General features: G+C 66.4%; 17 protein-coding genes. 11 read left to right on the forward strand and 6 right to left on the reverse strand.

Going from position 1 to position 16,502, the window contains the following annotated elements; all coding sequences use genetic code 11:
* Positions 1-22: 22 nt before the first annotated feature.
* Positions 23-745, reverse strand: a complete 723-nt coding sequence (locus DOL89_RS07205) for an alpha/beta fold hydrolase (protein WP_119678520.1) — start codon at positions 743-745, stop codon at positions 23-25.
* Positions 746-997: 252 nt separating this feature from the next.
* Here DOL89_RS07205 and DOL89_RS07210 point away from each other — a divergent pair, with 252 nt between their 5' ends.
* The 5 genes from DOL89_RS07210 to DOL89_RS07230 all read left to right on the forward strand — a co-directional run bounded on the left by DOL89_RS07210 (position 998) and on the right by DOL89_RS07230 (position 7,231).
* Positions 998-2,458 (forward strand): DEAD/DEAH box helicase, encoded by a 1,461-nt coding sequence (locus DOL89_RS07210; protein ID WP_119678521.1) that lies wholly within the window; start codon positions 998-1,000, stop codon positions 2,456-2,458.
* Between the two features lie 3 nt (positions 2,459-2,461).
* Positions 2,462-2,704, forward strand: coding sequence for an Lrp/AsnC ligand binding domain-containing protein (locus DOL89_RS07215; protein WP_119678522.1), 243 nt, complete (start codon positions 2,462-2,464; stop codon positions 2,702-2,704).
* A 153-nt stretch (positions 2,705-2,857) separates the two neighbouring features.
* On the forward strand, positions 2,858-5,062 hold the full coding sequence (locus tag DOL89_RS07220; RefSeq protein WP_119678523.1) for an LPS-assembly protein LptD: 2,205 nt from the start codon (positions 2,858-2,860) through the stop codon (positions 5,060-5,062).
* A 141-nt stretch (positions 5,063-5,203) separates the two neighbouring features.
* Positions 5,204-5,932, forward strand: coding sequence for a hypothetical protein (locus DOL89_RS07225; protein ID WP_119678524.1), 729 nt, complete (start codon positions 5,204-5,206; stop codon positions 5,930-5,932).
* A gap of 105 nt (positions 5,933-6,037) precedes the next feature.
* Positions 6,038-7,231 (forward strand): iron-containing alcohol dehydrogenase, encoded by a 1,194-nt coding sequence (locus DOL89_RS07230; protein WP_119678525.1) that lies wholly within the window; start codon positions 6,038-6,040, stop codon positions 7,229-7,231.
* A 10-nt stretch (positions 7,232-7,241) separates the two neighbouring features.
* Here DOL89_RS07230 and DOL89_RS07235 read toward each other — a convergent pair whose 3' ends face one another.
* From DOL89_RS07235 to DOL89_RS07245, 3 genes are read right to left on the reverse strand one after another with little or no spacing between them, the layout of a single operon-like run.
* Positions 7,242-7,589, reverse strand: coding sequence for a YdbL family protein (locus tag DOL89_RS07235; RefSeq protein WP_119678526.1), 348 nt, complete (start codon positions 7,587-7,589; stop codon positions 7,242-7,244).
* The gene (locus tag DOL89_RS07240; RefSeq protein WP_119678527.1) at positions 7,586-7,813 is read right to left on the reverse strand and encodes a YnbE family lipoprotein; all 228 of its coding nucleotides are present in this window, start codon (positions 7,811-7,813) and stop codon (positions 7,586-7,588) included. Before DOL89_RS07240 ends, DOL89_RS07235 begins: the two co-directional genes overlap by 4 nt.
* Positions 7,810-10,410: a YdbH domain-containing protein gene (locus DOL89_RS07245; RefSeq protein ID WP_119678528.1), complete on the reverse strand. Its 2,601-nt coding sequence runs from the start codon at positions 10,408-10,410 to the stop codon at positions 7,810-7,812. The genes DOL89_RS07240 and DOL89_RS07245 overlap by 4 nt, the downstream gene beginning before the upstream one ends.
* A gap of 160 nt (positions 10,411-10,570) precedes the next feature.
* Here DOL89_RS07245 and DOL89_RS07250 point away from each other — a divergent pair, with 160 nt between their 5' ends.
* The 6 genes from DOL89_RS07250 (at position 10,571) to flgH (ending at position 15,276) form a co-directional block, all read left to right on the forward strand.
* Positions 10,571-11,131 (forward strand): peptidylprolyl isomerase, encoded by a 561-nt coding sequence (locus tag DOL89_RS07250; protein ID WP_119678529.1) that lies wholly within the window; start codon positions 10,571-10,573, stop codon positions 11,129-11,131.
* A 107-nt stretch (positions 11,132-11,238) separates the two neighbouring features.
* Positions 11,239-11,712: a peptidylprolyl isomerase gene (locus tag DOL89_RS07255; RefSeq protein WP_119678530.1), complete on the forward strand. Its 474-nt coding sequence runs from the start codon at positions 11,239-11,241 to the stop codon at positions 11,710-11,712.
* Between the two features lie 278 nt (positions 11,713-11,990).
* Complete coding sequence (flgF, locus tag DOL89_RS07260) at positions 11,991-12,713, forward strand: flagellar basal-body rod protein FlgF (protein ID WP_119678531.1); 723 nt, start codon at positions 11,991-11,993, stop codon at positions 12,711-12,713.
* 13 nt (positions 12,714-12,726) lie between these two features.
* Positions 12,727-13,512, forward strand: coding sequence for a flagellar basal-body rod protein FlgG (gene flgG, locus DOL89_RS07265; RefSeq protein ID WP_119678532.1), 786 nt, complete (start codon positions 12,727-12,729; stop codon positions 13,510-13,512).
* A gap of 19 nt (positions 13,513-13,531) precedes the next feature.
* The gene (gene flgA / locus DOL89_RS07270) at positions 13,532-14,485 is read left to right on the forward strand and encodes a flagellar basal body P-ring formation chaperone FlgA (RefSeq protein ID WP_119678533.1); all 954 of its coding nucleotides are present in this window, start codon (positions 13,532-13,534) and stop codon (positions 14,483-14,485) included.
* 11 nt (positions 14,486-14,496) lie between these two features.
* The gene (gene flgH, locus DOL89_RS07275) at positions 14,497-15,276 is read left to right on the forward strand and encodes a flagellar basal body L-ring protein FlgH (protein ID WP_119678534.1); all 780 of its coding nucleotides are present in this window, start codon (positions 14,497-14,499) and stop codon (positions 15,274-15,276) included.
* Between the two features lie 236 nt (positions 15,277-15,512).
* Here the strand turns inward: flgH and dksA are convergent, their stop codons facing one another.
* Both dksA and DOL89_RS07285 read right to left on the reverse strand, forming a co-directional pair.
* Positions 15,513-15,938, reverse strand: a complete 426-nt coding sequence (gene dksA / locus DOL89_RS07280) for an RNA polymerase-binding protein DksA (RefSeq protein WP_119678535.1) — start codon at positions 15,936-15,938, stop codon at positions 15,513-15,515.
* Between the two features lie 132 nt (positions 15,939-16,070).
* Positions 16,071-16,481 (reverse strand): flagellar assembly protein FliX, encoded by a 411-nt coding sequence (locus DOL89_RS07285; RefSeq protein ID WP_119678536.1) that lies wholly within the window; start codon positions 16,479-16,481, stop codon positions 16,071-16,073.
* Positions 16,482-16,502 lie beyond the last annotated feature (21 nt).

Below are 16,502 nucleotides of genomic sequence, written 5' to 3' on the forward strand. Positions count from 1 at the left end.
GGGGGCAAGCACCGCCGACATGTCAGCGGGGCCGGAGCAACCAGTTCCGCATCAGCCGCGTGACCTCCTCCGGCTGCTCCAGGGTCGAGAGGTGCCCGCACCTCTCAACGACCGCCACCTCCGCCCCGGGGATGGCTGCCGCCATCTCCTCCGCCCGGTCGGGCGGGGTCAGCGTGTCCTCCCGCCCTGCGATGCAGAGCGTCGGTACGGAGATGGACGGCAGGAACGGCCGGGAGTCGGGCCTTGCCATGATGGCGCGCTGCTGGCGGACGAAGGCTTCGGAACCGACCCGGTCCGCCATCCGGACAGCCTCGCCGGAGATGCGGTGATCGCGCAGATGGTCGGGATGGACCAGGTTCGGCAGCATGGTCGGCATGATCCGCGCAAAGCCTCCTCCCTCCGCCACGCGGATCAGCGCCTTCCGCCTTTCGGTCTGCTCGGGCGTGTCGGGACGCGCCGTGGTGTCCAGCAGACAGAGCCGCAGCACCCGCTCCGGCGCTCGGCGCATGATCTCCATGGCGACATAGCCGCCCATCGACAGGCCGGCCAGGGCGAAGCGGCGGGGCGACATGCTCAGCACGTTCCCGGCGAATTCACCGATACTGCCGCCGCCGGTCAGGTCGGCCACATGGACGTCGGCAATGTCGGCCAAATACTGACGCTGATGTTCCCATAAGGCCGCGTCGCACAGAAGTCCGGGCAGCAGGATGAGACTCAGTCTTTCAGAGCCGGAATCGTTCGCCATGGCGGGGATATCCTTGCTCTTTGTGGCAGGAGTTGATATTCACCGCGCGACCCTAGCCGAACCCTCGCCCTGCGCCAAGCCGGGCATGGGGATGCAACGGCCCTGTTTTCTCCCCGATTCAACCGCCTGCGCGACGACAGGCGGCTGTTCCGGTTGATCAGATGCCAGCGTGTCCCATCTATGCCCCCTAGGACATGGCGCGGTTCGTCTGCTTTACGTTCCTGTCGCAACACTCTTGTCATCGAAGGCCGAATGACCTTTTCGGAACTTGGGCTCGGGCCCGAAGTCCTGCGGGCGATCGCAGATGCCGGCTATACCCAGCCGACCCCCATCCAGGAGAAAGCCATCCCGTGGGTTCTCCAGGGTCGTGACGTGCTGGGCGTTGCCCAGACCGGTACCGGCAAGACGGCATCCTTCACCCTGCCGATGATCGACATCCTGGCCCAGGGCCGCGCCAAGGCACGTATGCCGCGCTCCCTGATCCTGGAGCCGACGCGTGAACTGGCCGCGCAGGTGGCGGAGAATTTCGACAAGTACGGCAAGTTCCACAAGCTCAACATGGCCCTGCTGATCGGGGGCGAGAGCTTTGGCGACCAGATCAAGAAGCTGGAGCGCGGCGTCGACGTCCTGATCGCCACGCCGGGCCGGATGATCGACCTGTTCGAGCGCGGAAACATCCTGCTGACCGACACCAAGTTCCTGGTGATCGACGAAGCGGATCGCATGCTGGACATGGGCTTCATCCCGGATATCGAGCGGATCGTCGGGTTGCTGCCCAAGATTCGCCAGACCCTGTTCTTCAGCGCGACCATGCCGCCGGAGATCAAGCGCCTCGCCGATGCCTTCCTGATGAACCCGAAGGAAGTCAGCGTCGCCCCGCCCGCCTCTCCGGCGAAGACGGTGACCCAGGCGCTGGCGGTGGTCTATGACGAGGACAAGCGTCAGGCCCTGCGCCACCTCCTGCGGACCGAGGATGTGAAGAACGCCTTCATCTTCTGCAACCGCAAGAAGGATGTGGCGATCCTGCACAAGTCGCTGCAGAAGCACGGCTTCAACGCCGGCGCGCTGCATGGCGATCTGGTCCAGTCCGTCCGGACCGAGACGCTGGAAGCATTCAGGCAGGGCGCTATCGACCTGCTGGTCTGCTCGGACGTGGCCGCGCGCGGCATCGACATCAAGGGCGTTTCCCACGTCTTCAATTTCGACGTTCCCTACAATGCGGAGGATTATGTCCACCGCATCGGTCGGACGGGCCGCGCCGGGCTGGCTGGCCGCGCCTTCTCCCTTGCCGGCCCCGACGATGGCAAATACGTCCAGGCCATCGAGAAGCTGGTGGGCATGGAAATCCCGCGCGTGCTGATCGACGGGCTGGAAACGCCGGAGCTTGACTACAGCGCCGACCCGCGCCGCAGGCGCGGCAAGCCCGGAGCTTCGAAGGAAGAGGGCCGCCGCGGCCGTGGCGAGCGTCGCCGGCCGGAAGAGCCGGCGCCTGTCGTCGAGGAACGCGTGCAGGAGACCCGCCGGCCCGAGCGGGAAGCGCATGAGCACCGTCCGGAACGCCGCGATTATCGTGAGGAGCGCCGCCGCCGCCGTGAGGAGGAGGTCGAGGATCGTACGCCCGTCATCGGCTTCGGCGACGATATCCCCGCTTTCATCCTGCGCGCCGCCCGTCCGACCCGGTCCACGGAGAGCGCCCCTTCGGTCGAGGAGTGAGCCATGCAGACCATCTTCGTCCTGATGAAGTGTGAGCTTGGCCGCGCCTATGAGGTGGCCGACCATGCGGTGCAGGAGGTGGAGGAGGTCTCCGAGGTCCATTCCATCTCCGGCCAGTACGACCTGATGATGAAGTGTTATCTGGAGGACGGCGCGGATATCGGGCACTTCGTGACCGGCCGCCTCCAAACGCTTCCGGGCGTCAAAGACACCTTCACCATCATCACCTTCAAGGCCTTCGCCTGACGGTTTTCCGCCCTCTCGGCTCCCTCCGCGCCACGGATTGGCCCGCCAAGCTGCCGCATCGGCGCGGCGGACGTTGACACGTCCGTCCGGTTCGGGAATAGGTGCAGTCTAGCGACCTATCCAGACCCGTAGACGCCCGGAGGGGCAGACGGCGTGACCCCAGCCAAGCGTATCGTCGGGACGACCCTTCTTTCCCTGCTTCTCTCCACCACGGCGCTGGCCCAGGATCTGGGCGGCGGGGAGCCGGTGCTGGTGAGCGCCGGCAGCATTGACTATGACGACGCCGCGGGCATCGTGACCGCCAGCGGCGGTGTCGAGCTGGCACAGGGCCCCCGCATCCTGCTGGCCGACTCCGTGCGCTTCAGCGAGCGCACCAATATCGTGGTGGCGAGCGGCAACGTCTCCATCCTGGAAGCGACGGGCGAAGTCATCTTCGCCGATTACGTCGAGCTGTCCGATGGGATGAAGCAGGGCTTCGTCGATCAGATCCGGGTGCTGCTGTCGGACAATTCCCGACTGGCCGGCGCGCAAGGTGAGCGGGTCAACGGCCGCTTCACCCGGCTTGAGCAGGCGGTCTACAGCCCTTGCGCCCTGTGCGAGGAGAACCCGTCCCGGCCTCCCCTCTGGCAGATCCGGGCCGCGCGGGTGACCCACGACCAGGAATCCCGCGACGTTTATTACCGCGACGCGGTGCTGGAGATCGGGGGAATTCCCGTCGCCTACACCCCGTTCTTCGCCCATCCCGACCCGACCGTGGAACGGCGGACGGGCTTTCTCAGCCCGGGCGGCGGCGTGTCCTCGGACCTCGGGACCTTCGCCCGCATCTACTATTTCTTCGACATCGCCCCCGACAAGGACTTCACCCTGGAGGTGACGCCCAGCACGGAGGATGGCCTGCTTCTGGGCGGCGAATACAGGCAGCGCTTCGCCAGCGGCAGCCTGATGCTGACCGGCAGCGCCACCTATACCGACCGCGAGCGGGAGATCGGGACCCTGGTCGAGACCGAGAAGGAATTCCGGGGCCACATCTTCGGCAATGGGCGCTTTGAAATCGACGACCGCTGGCGTTGGGGTTTCGACGTCGCGCGGGTAACGGACGACACCCACCTGCTGCGCTACGACTACAGCGAGGACGATCTGCTGACCACGCGGCTTTTCGCCGAGCGGTTCGAAGGACGTAGCTACGCCTCGATCAATGTCTACGACTTCCAGGATCTGCGCCCGAACAATCCGGAGGAGGAGCCCTTCGTCATCCCGCTCGCCGGCTACAGCGCGTTGGGAGAGCCGGGAGAGACGCTCGGCGGGCGCTGGTCGCTGGACGCCAGCATGCTGTCCCTGATCCGCGACGGGGGGACAGATACCCGGCGACTATCGGCGGAGGCGGGTTGGCGCCGGGACTTCGTGGCGCCTATCGGACTTGTTTCCACCCTGTCCGCCGGGGTTCGCAGCGACGCCTACTGGGTCAGCGACTTCTCACCCACCGGAGAGGTCGAGTCCGGCAGCGACAGGACGGACATCCGCCTGTTTCCGCAGGCTCAACTGACCACCAGCCTCCCCCTGGCCCGCCAGACCGGGCGGGTCCAGCAGTTGATCGAACCGATCGTCGCGCTGACCCTGGCGCCCGATGCCGACAACGACGGCGACCTGCCGAACGAGGACAGTCAGGACGTCGAGTTCGACCACACCAATCTGTTCCTGCCCTCCCGTTTCCCCGGCGTCGACCGCCTGGAAGGCGGGCAGCGCCTGACCTACGGCGTGCGTGCGGGCCTGTTCGGATTCGGCGGCGGCAGCAGCACCCTGTTCCTTGGACAGAGCTACCGGCTTCAGCGCCAGAACGACTTCCCCGAAGGTTCGGGCCTGGAGAACAAGGTGTCGGACTGGGTGGGGCGGATCGAGCTGACGCCCTCCCCCTGGCTGGACCTTTCCTACAGCTTCCGCCTGGACAGCGAGACCTTCGCCCAGCGCCGACATGATGCCTTCGGCGTGTTCGGCCCGCCGGAGTTCCGCGTCAGCGGCAGCTATCTCTATCTGGACCGCATGACGCTGGAGAGCGGCACGGCCTCCCAGGACAGGGAGGAGCTGACCCTTGGCGTGAACTCCGCCTTCTCCCGCTACTGGTCCGCAGGCGTCAGCCATCGGCGCGATCTGGCCGAGGATGGAGGCCCCATCTCCACCGGTCTGGTTCTCACCTATCAGGATGAGTGCCTGACCTTCCAGCTGATCGGGGAACGGGACTTCACTCGCCGGACCGGCATCGATACCGGCGACCGGGTCTTCTTCCGCCTGACCTTGAAGAACCTCGGCGCCTTCCTCAGCCCGTCCCTGTCCGGCGACGTGTTCCAGCAGTCCGAGCAGTGAGGCTGGCCGGACGGGCTTTCGTTGGTCACACCCCGGCGTAGCAGAGCCCGTCTTGTGTTCGGACAGGTAGCCCGGTAGGGTCGGCCACTCCGCCCGGTCGCGCCGGGCGGCACTTCCTATGGATGATAGCAGCCTATCCGGATGAGCTACGGGCTTTATGATTACGACCGCCGCCGCCGTCGCCGCTTCTGGGTGCGCGCGGCCAAGTTCCTGTTCGCCCTGGCCATCCTGGGAGGCCTCGCCACCTTTTCTTATCTGGTGGGGGTGGAGCAGCTGAAGGCCCGCGAAATCGCGCTCCAGGAGGAGATTGCCACCCTCACCGCCGCCAAGGAGCAGGCGGAGCGGCGCGCCGCGCAATTGCAGCAGATTGCACAGACGGCGGAGATCAAGGCCAGCGAGCTGGAGGTGCGCTTCCAGCGGGAGGTGCCGACCGGAGAGCTGGCCAGATTGCAGGAGCTTCTGGCCCAGAAGCTGGCGGAAGGGGTGGATGCCAACCGCCTGGCCTTCATCATCAGCCAGACCGGGACGGTCCGGAACTGCACGCATCCGGAAACCAAGCGATTCGTCCTGCCGACGCCGCTCTATCGCGGCGCCAACACCTCCGTCACCTTCGCGAACGGCGCGGTCACCATCGGAGGCGAGGGCGCATCGGCCAGAAACGCCAACGGGGATGCCGAAGCCTGGTTCGATCCCCGCCAGCCGGTAACCCTGAAGTTCACCCAGATCGACGGCGACGTATCCGAAGCGACCGGAATGCTGCCGATCCAGCACTCCGTCGTGATCGGGGACAAGGAATACCGGTTCAATATCGTCGAATCATCCGCCCGTTCGTTTGTGGAGATCAGCGGCGATACCTGCGCCTTTCCCTGACCGCTCCGAATTCGCAGGCGATCTCTACTCCGGCTTTTCGGCGTTGGACGTGGGAGCGTCCTGTTCACACCGCTGTTCTATCCATAGCGGATTGTGGAGCGGACGATGGTCGAGGATGTCAATTGCCTGCGCGGTACTTGGACCGAGCCGAACGATATTTGGTTCGGCGTCGGCCGCATATCGGAGCTGAATCAGGCCGCCGCGTGTCTGGGCATGACGCGGCCGCTGGTCGTGACCGACCCTGGTCTTGCCGGATCGTCGATCCTGCGGCAGGCGATGACTACCTGTCAGGCCCACGGGCTGAAGCTGTCCGTCTTCTCCGATATCAAGTCGAATCCGTCGCTTCAGCACGCCAGGGGTGCTGCGGGCGCCTACCGGCAGGGCGGCCATGACGGCATCATCGCCTTCGGCGGCGGCACCTCCATGGAGGTCGCGAAGGTGGCGGCGCTTCTCATCGGCGAGGAGCGGTCGCCCTGGGACTTCGAGGTCACCGTCATGCCCCGCTCCGGTCCCCTGCCCCATCCGGGGCCGCAACCCCTGCCCCCGCTCGTGGCCGTTCCGACGACGGCGGGCAGCGGAGCGGAAGCACGAGCTTATGCCGTCATCAAGGATCAGGAGGGGCGGCGTACCCGTAAGAAGGTTCTGCGGCATCCCGGAATGCTGCCCGGCGTGGCGATTATCGATCCGGCGCTGACGACGGACCTTCCGCCGATCCTCACCGCGGCGACCGGCATGAACGCCCTTGCCCATAATCTCGAGGCCTATTGCACCAGCCCCTTCGATCCGGCCTGCCAGGGGATGGCGGCGGAGGGCGTGCGGCTGGTCCGCACCTATCTCACCCGGTCATTCCGCAATGGCAGCGATCTGGTGTCCCGCGGGATGGTGATGGCGGCTGCGAGCCTGGGCGGGATGGTGTTCCGGCGCGGATTGGGTGCCGTCCAGGCACTGGCCGATCCTATCGCCGCCGCTCGCGACACTCATCACGGGCTGGCCGCGGCCGTTCTGACGCCCTATGTGCTGGCCCATAACCGCCCAGTGGTGGAGGAGCGGATCGTCCGCCTGTCCGCCTATGTCGGGCTGGAACCCGCCTTCGAGCCGTTCCTGGAATGCCTTCTGACCATGCGGGCGGAACTTGGCATTCCGCATACGCTGCGCGGCCTTGGCATGGACGATGCCCGCATCGCGACAATGGTGGAGGAAGCAGCGGCGGACCCCTTCGCCGGCGACAATCCGCTGCCCCTCACCTGCGACGAGATCAAAGCCATCTACCGCCGTGCAATGGAAGGCGATCTCACCTGACCTGCCGGAGTTACTTCTTCACCCAGCGCCCGGCGGCGTTCATCACGAATTGGCCGCTGGGAGTCGCCTGCACCAGGCGGTCCCCGGCGACGGCCTGAACCTGCGCCAGCTTCTGACCGGTGCGCTGCGCCACCTCCTGGTACTGGGCCTTCCGCTCGGCATTGATGCGCTCGACCATGGCCCGGACATCCGCCGGCACCTGATCCGCGACAAAGCCTACCAGCCCGTCCGGCCGCTCTCCCACCAGACCTTGGGATTTGGCGGCGGTAAGGTCCGCCTGGGCCATGGTGGGGCCGATTCCGGCGCCGAGCGTCATGGCGACCAGGGCCAGTATCGCGAAGATTCGCTTCATCATCATTTCGTGCTCCCATCCGCGGGAATGCCGAACAGTTCGGGGTTGCGGGCGAAGACATCGTCCAGCTCGCGGTCGATCTTCACCCGAACCTCCTGTTCGATCCGGATGTTCATGTTGATCTCGATGGGCTTATCCGGCGCCTGCACCTTCACGGTGGGGGAGCAGGCTGCTACCGCCGCCAGCATCAGCCCGAGGCCGGCCCCCTGTTGGAGTGTTCTCTGTTTCATTGGCCTGTGTTCCTGAACTGCTCGATCCTGGCTTTCACCGTTTCGGGAATGCGGTAACTGGTTACCCCGCTCTGAAGGATGCTGGCCAGCGCGCCGCTGAGATTAAGGTTCAGGGCGACCGGATAGCCATCATAGAAATCCGGATTCGATCCCCGCACCCGCAGCTTCACCTCCATCTCACCGCCCGCCGATCCGTCGATGATGATGCCGAGTTCGGTGTAGTGGAAGTTCTGGAGCACCTGCATGACGAGGCCTGTACTGTCATTCTGGCCGGGGTCCAGGAAGGAAGGCGGATCGGCCGGATCGTAGCGGAGGGTTCCCGGCCCCGCCGCGTCCAGCCGGCCCTGCTCGAACCGGACTCCATTCTTCTCCACTATCACCGGAATACGGCCGTTCAATGTCCCGGTTGCGGCAAGACCGTCGACGCCGGCCATGGATAGCACCTGGCCCAGTTCCAGCCCCTCGGCTTCGAGCGTGACGCTGCCGGTCATGGAGGAGAGATCGGCCGCGAAGGGTTGCGCCCGCACCGAGCCGCCGGCCCAGGCGAACTCAGCCTGTCCGACCCGTAGCGTCTCCGACTCCGGAACGGCGAAGCGCACCAGACCGTCGGAAAGCGGTATGCCCACATCCAGCAGCCCGATGGACAGTTCCTGCTCCGGCATGTGGAGCGGCTGGAGCTTGTCCGCCGTTACCACCGCGTTCAGGCCCTGGAGTACAAAGGACGGGCCGGTCAGGCTCACATCCTCCAGCAGCAACTCTGCCCGGCCAGGGGTAGAGCCCTTGCCCCACCCTGCCCGCGCCTTCAGCGCGACCGTGCCCTCCGCCTCCTCGGCATACTGTGCCAGAAGGGGCGAAAGCTCCGCCGGCTTGCGACCGCCCTGGCCAAAGCGAACGGGATAGAGCTGGATATCCGCCTGCCCCGTACCGGAGGAGATGTTGGCGGTGCCAAACGCCTCCAGGACGATGGAGCCGGACGCTGCGCTGGCATCCGTCTGGAAAGTCAGTATGCCCTGCGGATCACCACTCACCGTCGCATTCAGGGCGAAAGGAGCTACGGGCGCGGGATTGCCGGCAATTCGGACCGTTCCGGCAGAGACCTTCAGCGCCAGGGGCCTTTCCATCGCCGGCGCGTAGGTCGCAGCCGCCTCCAGCCCGCGCGCCGCGACGCCCCAGGGGGAAGCGTCCAGGCCGACATCCATGAGGCTGAGCGCAGCATGGACCAGCCCGTCGCTGCCCGTCACAATCTCAAGCGATTCCAGTTGCCCCCCGGCTGCGGCCTGACCGGCTTCCAGCCCGAAGGTACCTGCGCCGGCGATACGCCATCCCTGTTCCGCCGGCGAGGCAGTGACACGGAGCGGTCCCTCCGGCGGTGGGCGAAGGGACAGAAAGAGCGGGCTTGAGGCAAGTTCCGGCGGCAGCGCGGCCTTCATAGCGCCCGACGGCACCGCTTCCACTGTGAGGTCGCCGTCCGACTCGTAGAGCCAGCCCCCATCCCCAAGGCGTTCGACGCGGCCGGAGGCGGCAATGACGCCGTTGGAAGCCAGATCGGCCCATCCGGTCCGTTCCAGGCGTACCGCCACATCCATGGGCGGGACGGCGCTTGTAACCGGCGCATCGGCGACACGCAGGCTGAGGCTTCCCCTTCCGATAACCGGCAGGCCCGCCCCGGCAAGCCGCACCGCTTCCTCCAGCTTCTCCGCGATCAGATCGGCGGTGCCGCTGACCCGGAAATGCCCGCCCGGCTCACGGACCGCGACTGCGGCTACCTGGGCGGAAATGTCCTGTCCGGGCCGTAGCAGCGCCTGAAGCTCATGCCGCTCCCCCTCGCCGAGCCAGCGAAAGCCGGCCTGCAAGGGCGTGCCGTCAGGCAGGGACGCGCCCGCAATCTCCAGCTCCGCCCGTCCCGCGGGTAGGCCTTCGCCGCTCCAGGCAACGCGGCCCTTACCGGAGACAGCGCCTGTCGTCCCTGTCTTCGTGGAGTCGGCAGGAGTGATGCCGAACGTCATTTGCAGACCGTCGGGTCCATAGCTCCCCGCCAGATCCGCTGCGCCCGAGACCGGCCCCAGGATCAGACCCGCGGTGGCTTCGAATCCGAACCGGCCTGATTCAGGCTGCCGCACCACCGCGTCGACCGGCAGGGGGATGACGCCTGCCGGAGTCAGCAACTCCAGCCCGGCATCTTCCACCACGATCTCGCCGACGGGAACCTCCGGCATGCCCCCGTCGGCCTGGGGCTCCTCCGAACTCTCCATGGCGGTGGGACGCACGCCGCCGGCATCGGCCTGAAGCTCCAGCCTGATGCCGCTGAGCACCACCCGGTCCAAACGTCCGCCCCACAGCCCGGAGGGCGTGTAGTCCAGATGGACCCGCTCGATCCCCTGCCCCTCGGCCAGGACCACTGCAAGCTCGGCCGCTTCCAGGCCGATGCGCTTCAGCGTAATCTTCGCTGCCGGAAACCCCGCGGCATGCAGCGCTTCCTCCGCCCGGGACTCGATGACGCCGGGAAGCCAATAGCGCACGCCCGCGGCGCCCGCTGCGGCAAGCGCGCCGAGGCCCAGCGCCCCTCCGACGATATACCCGACAGCCCTGCCGGCCATGGTCCCGGATGCCCCTCCTGATCCCCGTCCGATAGAGGCTAACATGCCCCCATCCCTCCCGCCCGGTTCTAAGCTCCGGACAGGGCAATTTGGTGGCGGACTTCCGCCCGAGGCCGACTGCGGCTAAGGTCGCCTCAAACAATCCTGTGGGAGTGAAACGATGCGCCGCCTTGCTGCCATCCTGACCCTGTTCGCCGCGCTGTTCATCGGCGTCCCCGCCCAGGCTGCGGACCTTGAGAATACGCTCTATCTCGAGCTTCCCACCGGCCGTGTGGTGATTGAAATGCGTCCCGATCTGGCCCCGAAGCATGTGGCCCGGATCAAGGAGCTGACCCGCCAGGGTTTCTATGACGGCGCGCCGTTCCATCGCGTGATCGAGGGCTTCATGGCCCAGACCGGCGATCCGACGGGCACCGGTGCCGGCGGGTCCGGCCAGACGCTGCCGCTGGAGGCGTCGGAGGAGAAGCATGTGCGGGGCGTTGTTTCCATGGCCCGCGCGGCCTCTCCCAACAGTGCCGACAGCCAGTTCTTCATCATGTATGGCCCGGCCCCGAGCCTGGACCGGCTTTATACGGTCTGGGGAAAGGTCGTGTCGGGCATGGAGCATGTGGACGCGATCAAGAAGGGGGACGTTTCGGCCAATGGACTGGTTGAGGACCCGGACAGGATCGTTTCCATGCGCGTTGCCGCGGACGTGGATGGCAAGTCCGGAAAGAAGTGACCGCACGTTCGCGGTAGGCAGGCCGGAAAGGTCCCGCTAAGGTCGGCGGCCCGTATCGCCGGACTTCAGCGGCGGCATCGACACGAAGGGATGGAAGGACAACCGACATGGACGCCGAGAACACGCTTTACCTCGACCTGGATCACGGCCGGGTCACCATCCAGCTACGCCCCGATCTGGCGCCCAACCATGTGGCCCGGATCAAGGAGCTGGCCCGCGAAGGCTTCTATGACGGCCTTGCCTTTCACAGGGTGATCGAGGGCTTCATGGCCCAGGGCGGCGATCCGAAGGGCGATGGCACCGGCGGCTCCGGCAAGAAGCTGAAGGCGGAGTTCAACGAAGCGCCGCATGTGCGCGGTACCTGCTCCATGGCCCGTGCGGCCAATCCGGACAGCGCCGACAGCCAGTTCTTCATCTGCTTCGGCGAGGCCCGCTTCCTGGACCGCCAGTACACCGTCTGGGGTCAGGTCACCGACGGCATGGAGCATGTGGACAAGATCAAGCGCGGCCGCGGCCAGAGCGGCACGGTCGATAACCCCGACCGCATCGTGAAGATGCAGGTGGCCGCCGACGCGGCCTGACGGCACATAGCCATCCGGCCGGTTCCGCAGACCGCCGCGCCCCACCCCGGGGCGCGGCGGTTTCCGTTTGGGCATGCCGCGCCCGGACCCTGGCGGCAAATGCTGCCGGGCAGTCGCTGCCCCCAGCGCCGCAGGATGGATGCAGCAGCCCTCCCGCCAAACCCAACCTACTGATTTTCCTAAGCTTCGGAACTTGGCACGCCGCCTGCTTATAGGAATGCCAAGACAATCGGCCGGCGCGTCCGACAACGACCGGCCCCGCGTTTCGAGGCACTGCGATGGAAAATACGCTCTACATCGCGCTCTCCCGCCAGGAGGCGCTGCGCCGCCAGGTGGACGTGATGGCGAACAACGTCGCCAACATGAACACCACCGGCTTCAAGGCCCAGCGCATGCTGTTCCTGGAGTATCTGGAGCAGCCCGACCGCCAGCAGGACAGCATGTCCTTCGTCCAGGATTTCGGCCTGATGCGCAATGTCGCTCCGGGCCCTCTGATGGTGACGGACAATCCGCTGGATGTGGCGTTGCGCGACCGCGGCTACTTCGCGGTGGAGACCTTCGCAGGGCCCCGTTACACCCGCGGCGGCAGCTTCCAGATGAATGCCGACCGTGAGCTGGTGGACGGCAACGGACTTCCGGTCCTGTCCGACCAGGACGCCCGCATCATCATCCCCGCCGCCGCCCAGCACGTCACCATCACCGGCAACGGCACGGTGATGACCGAGGAGGGCGAAGTCGCCCGGATGAAGGTCGTCACCTTCGCGGACGAGCAGCGGATGGAGACACTGGGCGGCGGCCTCTACGCCACCGCGCAGGAGCCGGAAGTGCTGGAGAACCCACAGGTGGCGCAGGGCGCCATCGAGGGCTCCAACGTCCAGCCGGTGGTCGAGATGACCCAGATGATGGAAGTCGTCCGCCAGTACCAGAACACCCAGAAGATGATCGATGGCGAGCACGAGCGCATCCGCACCGCGCTCCAGAAGCTTTCCCGCGTGCAGTAAGGAGACCCTGAGAATGCGTAGCCTCAGCATCGGCGCGACGGGAATGCTGGCCCAGCAGCTCAACGTCGAGACCATCTCGAACAACATCGCCAATATGACGACGACGGGGTTCAAGCGTCAGCGGGCGGAGTTCCAGGACCTGCTGTACCAGAACATGCGCCGCGTCGGCTCCACCTCCTCCGACGCCGGCACGGTCGTTCCGGCCGGCGTGCAGGTCGGCGCCGGCGTCAAGGCGGCGGCGGTCTACCGCATCAACGAGCAGGGCAACATCACCCCGACCGGCAACGTGCTGGACGTCGCCATCAACGGCCAGGGCTTCTTCCAGGTGGAGCTGCCGAACGGCGAGACCGCCTATACCCGCGCCGGCTCCTTCCAGCTCAACGCCGAGGGCACGATCGTCACCGCCGACGGCTACAATGTGCAGCCCGGCATCGTGATCCCGCAGAACGCCGTGGATATCACCATCAACCCCAACGGCGAGGTGCTGGTGAAGCTGGACGGACAGGTGGAGCCGCAGAATGTCGGCCAGCTCCAGCTCGCCGTGTTCCCGAACCCTGTCGGTCTCGAGGCCGTCGGCGACAACCTGCTGCTGGAAACCCCGGCCTCCGGTCAGGCGCTGGCCGGCAATCCGGGCGAGCCGGGCGTCGGGCGGTTGATGCAGCAGGCGCTGGAAACCTCCAACGTGAACATCGTCTCGGAGATCACCAGCCTGATCAGCGCCCAGCGCGCCTACGAGATGAACTCCCGCGTCATCAGCACATCCGACCAGATGATGCAGTCCGTGACGAACCTGCGCTGACGCCGGGAGGAACAGGATCATGAAGCGCTTCGCCACACTCCTCCTCGCCGGCACGCTCCTGGCCGGCATGGCTGCCCAGGCCGATGCCGCCACCCTTCGGGCCGCGGCGCGGGTCGATGGCGCGCAGATCCGCCTCGGCGATCTCTTCGACGGGCTGGACAGCGACACGGCCGAGCGTGCGGTCGCCGCAGCGCCGGAGCCGGGCCGCCGCATCAACCTGGAGCCCGCGGCACTGGGCCGGATCGCGACGGCCAACGGCCTGGACTGGCAGCCTACCACGGGCGCCGACCGCATCATGGTGGAGCGCGCCTCCATCTCTCTCGGGCCGGAACGTATCCAGGAGGCCCTGATCGAGGCGCTGGCCGACAAGGGTGTCCAGTCCAAGCTGGACCTGTCGCTGGACAACCGCACCCTGACCCTGCACCTGCCGGCCGGCATGGATGAAACGCTGGTGGTGGAAAATCTTGCCTATGATGCCGGGCGGGGCCGCGTCACGGCCGATCTGTTGGTCCCGGCCACCGGCCTGCGCCAGAATATCGGCGCCCGCGCCGTGGAGGTGGTCGAGGTTCCGGTGCTGACCCGCCGCCTGATGCCGGGCGAGATCATCACCGAAGCCGATCTTGACTGGACCATCGTTCCCCGCGACCGCACCGGCTCCGACACCGTGCTGGCTGCCGAGGAGCTGATCGGCCAGACCGTGCGGCGCGCGACGACCGCTCATCGGCCCATGCGGGTCCGCGATGTGCGCGCGCCGGTCGTGGTGCCGCGCGGCGCGGTCGTCACCATCCTGCTTCAGAGCCCGACCATGACGCTGACGGCCCAGGGCCGCGCGCTGGCCGATGGCGCGGTGGGAGAGGTCATCCGCGTCGCCAACACGACCAGCAGCCGCGTCATCGACGCCAAGGTGGCCTCCGACGGTCTGGTGACCGTGGTTCCCGCCGGCGCCGTCCAACTCACCACCGCCTCGAACTGAGGGAGAGTGCCATGACCATCACGAAGACCGCCCCTGCCCGCCTGATCCGCCGGGCCCCGGTCCTGGCTCTCGCCCTGAGCAGCCTGATGCTGAACGCCTGCATGGCCACCCGGCTCGCCGAGGTCGGACAGGTACCGGAACTAACGCACATCCAGCATCCGCAGGCCGTGCCCGGCTATCAGCCGGTCAGCATGCCCATGCCGCCGGCCCCGCCGCCGGTGCAGCAGGCCAATTCGCTCTGGCGGTCCGGCACCCGCGCCTTCTTCAAGGACCAGCGCGCCAGCAATGTCGGCGACATCCTGACCATCAATATCCAGATCAACGACCGGGCACAGCTTCAGAACCGCTCCTCCCGGAACCGGGAGAGCAGCGACGGCCTGTCCGTGCCCGGCCTGTTCGGCCTTCAGCGGAATATCGCCCGCGTCCTTCCGACGCCCAGCGATGACACGCTGGAAGGTCTGGTGGACATCTCCTCCGCCATGGACAACGCCGGCGGCGGCCAGATCCAGCGCACCGAGCAGATCGATCTTCAGGTGGCGGCGCTGATCCTCCAGGTCCTGCCCAACGGCAATCTGGTGGTCCAGGGTCGTCAGGAGGTGCGCGTGAATTACGAGGTCCGCGAGCTGACCATCACGGGCATCATCCGGCCGGAGGACATCACTTCCCAGAACACGATCAGCTACGAGAAGATCGCCGAAGCGCGCATCTCCTACGGCGGACGCGGTCACATCAGCGACGTGCAGCAGCCGCGCTGGGGCAGTCAGGTGCTGGACATCATCACGCCCTTCTGACCCGCCGATCCCATCCTCACCGGGCGCACCGCCGTCGGAAGCGGCGCGGCCTCTCTCAAGAACCGCCGAACGCGAAAGGACCAGGAACCGAATACTCCGCCTGTCGGGGCGGGGTCCGCAGTGCCAGAGACCGATTGTCTTTTTCTTCAAGCCTCGAAAACTGAAAGGGCCGGCAATTCGCCGGCCCTTCTTTCTTTGGCCCGTTCGGGCTTCATCCCTGCCGGAACGCCGGGCGATCAGTCGTCCCGGTGCGTGCGCTCCATGCGCTCATGCCGCTCCTGGGCTTCCAGGCTCAGCGTCGCGATGGGGCGGGCTTCGAGGCGGCGGACGCCAATGGGCTCCCCCGTCTCATCGCAATAGCCGTACTCTCCCTGCTCGAGCCGGTCGAGCGCGGCATCGATCTTGGAGATCAGCTTGCGTTCCCGATCGCGGGTGCGCAGTTCCAGCGCCCGGTCGGTTTCCGCCGAGGCACGGTCGGCGATATCCGGCTCCTGGATTCCACCATCCTGCAGGCTCTGCAGGGTTTCATTGGATTCCCTGAGCAGTTCCGCCCGCCACTTCAGCAGCTTCTGGCGGAAATATTCCCGCATGATCGGGTTCATGAACGGCTCGTCCTCGGACGGCCGGTAATCGGGAGGCAACAGCGGCGCAGAAGACGACATTTCAGGTCCGATCCTGGGGGTCGAGACGCGCGGGAGTATAGGGATCGCCCCTTTCGCCCGCAACAATCTCAACGATCCAAGGCAAATCTGTTAAGCTATTGATTTTCAAGGATTCCTGAATTTGCGGAGCAACTAGCGGGTCAGTTTCGCTATTTCGACCTGCGCGCGGAGGTCGATCTCATCCAGGATCTCCTGGAGTCGCGGATCCTCCACCTGCTCCCGCCGGGCCTGGATGATGCGCACCAGTTCCACCAGCCGCTCCTGCGGAATCGTCCCGCTCAGCAGGCCCAGGCGGATCTCGTCCAGCCGGTCCAGAATGTCTTCCGCCCGGGCACGGGCCTTCTTCCGGCCCTGTAGCGCATCGTCCACCTCCTGCAAGGCAAAGAGGGGGGTGACGCCGAACATGGACTGCGCCCCGCCGGCACGCGACGCGCCGCCGTCCTCCTCAGCCTCGATATGGCTGCGGAAGTCCCCACCGGAGCCGCTTTTCTGGGCCTTGCGGACCTGGCCGGGGCGGAGTGAACCGGGACCCTCGATCTTCATGGCCGTCGCGATGGTTGCGGA

Source organism: Indioceanicola profundi, from assembly GCF_003568845.1.
GTDB classification, from domain to species: Bacteria; Pseudomonadota; Alphaproteobacteria; order Azospirillales; family Azospirillaceae; genus Indioceanicola; species Indioceanicola profundi.

Bases quoted from the DNA above. Each gene is read 5' to 3' on its own strand.
- DOL89_RS07205 (WP_119678520.1), bottom strand. From the start codon at position 745: ATGGCGAACGATTCCGGCTCTGAAAGACTGAGTCTCATCCTGCTGCCC.
- DOL89_RS07210 (WP_119678521.1), top strand. From the start codon at position 998: ATGACCTTTTCGGAACTTGGGCTCGGGCCCGAAGTCCTGCGGGCGATC.
- DOL89_RS07215 (WP_119678522.1), top strand. From the start codon at position 2,462: ATGCAGACCATCTTCGTCCTGATGAAGTGTGAGCTTGGCCGCGCCTAT.
- DOL89_RS07225 (WP_119678524.1), top strand. From the start codon at position 5,204: ATGAGCTACGGGCTTTATGATTACGACCGCCGCCGCCGTCGCCGCTTC.
- DOL89_RS07230 (WP_119678525.1), top strand. From the start codon at position 6,038: ATGGTCGAGGATGTCAATTGCCTGCGCGGTACTTGGACCGAGCCGAAC.
- DOL89_RS07235 (WP_119678526.1), bottom strand. From the start codon at position 7,589: ATGATGATGAAGCGAATCTTCGCGATACTGGCCCTGGTCGCCATGACG.
- DOL89_RS07240 (WP_119678527.1), bottom strand. From the start codon at position 7,813: ATGAAACAGAGAACACTCCAACAGGGGGCCGGCCTCGGGCTGATGCTG.
- DOL89_RS07245 (WP_119678528.1), bottom strand. From the start codon at position 10,410: ATGGCCGGCAGGGCTGTCGGGTATATCGTCGGAGGGGCGCTGGGCCTC.
- DOL89_RS07250 (WP_119678529.1), top strand. From the start codon at position 10,571: ATGCGCCGCCTTGCTGCCATCCTGACCCTGTTCGCCGCGCTGTTCATC.
- DOL89_RS07255 (WP_119678530.1), top strand. From the start codon at position 11,239: ATGGACGCCGAGAACACGCTTTACCTCGACCTGGATCACGGCCGGGTC.
- flgF (WP_119678531.1), top strand. From the start codon at position 11,991: ATGGAAAATACGCTCTACATCGCGCTCTCCCGCCAGGAGGCGCTGCGC.
- flgG (WP_119678532.1), top strand. From the start codon at position 12,727: ATGCGTAGCCTCAGCATCGGCGCGACGGGAATGCTGGCCCAGCAGCTC.
- flgA (WP_119678533.1), top strand. From the start codon at position 13,532: ATGAAGCGCTTCGCCACACTCCTCCTCGCCGGCACGCTCCTGGCCGGC.
- flgH (WP_119678534.1), top strand. From the start codon at position 14,497: ATGACCATCACGAAGACCGCCCCTGCCCGCCTGATCCGCCGGGCCCCG.
- dksA (WP_119678535.1), bottom strand. From the start codon at position 15,938: ATGTCGTCTTCTGCGCCGCTGTTGCCTCCCGATTACCGGCCGTCCGAG.
- DOL89_RS07285 (WP_119678536.1), bottom strand. From the start codon at position 16,481: ATGAAGATCGAGGGTCCCGGTTCACTCCGCCCCGGCCAGGTCCGCAAG.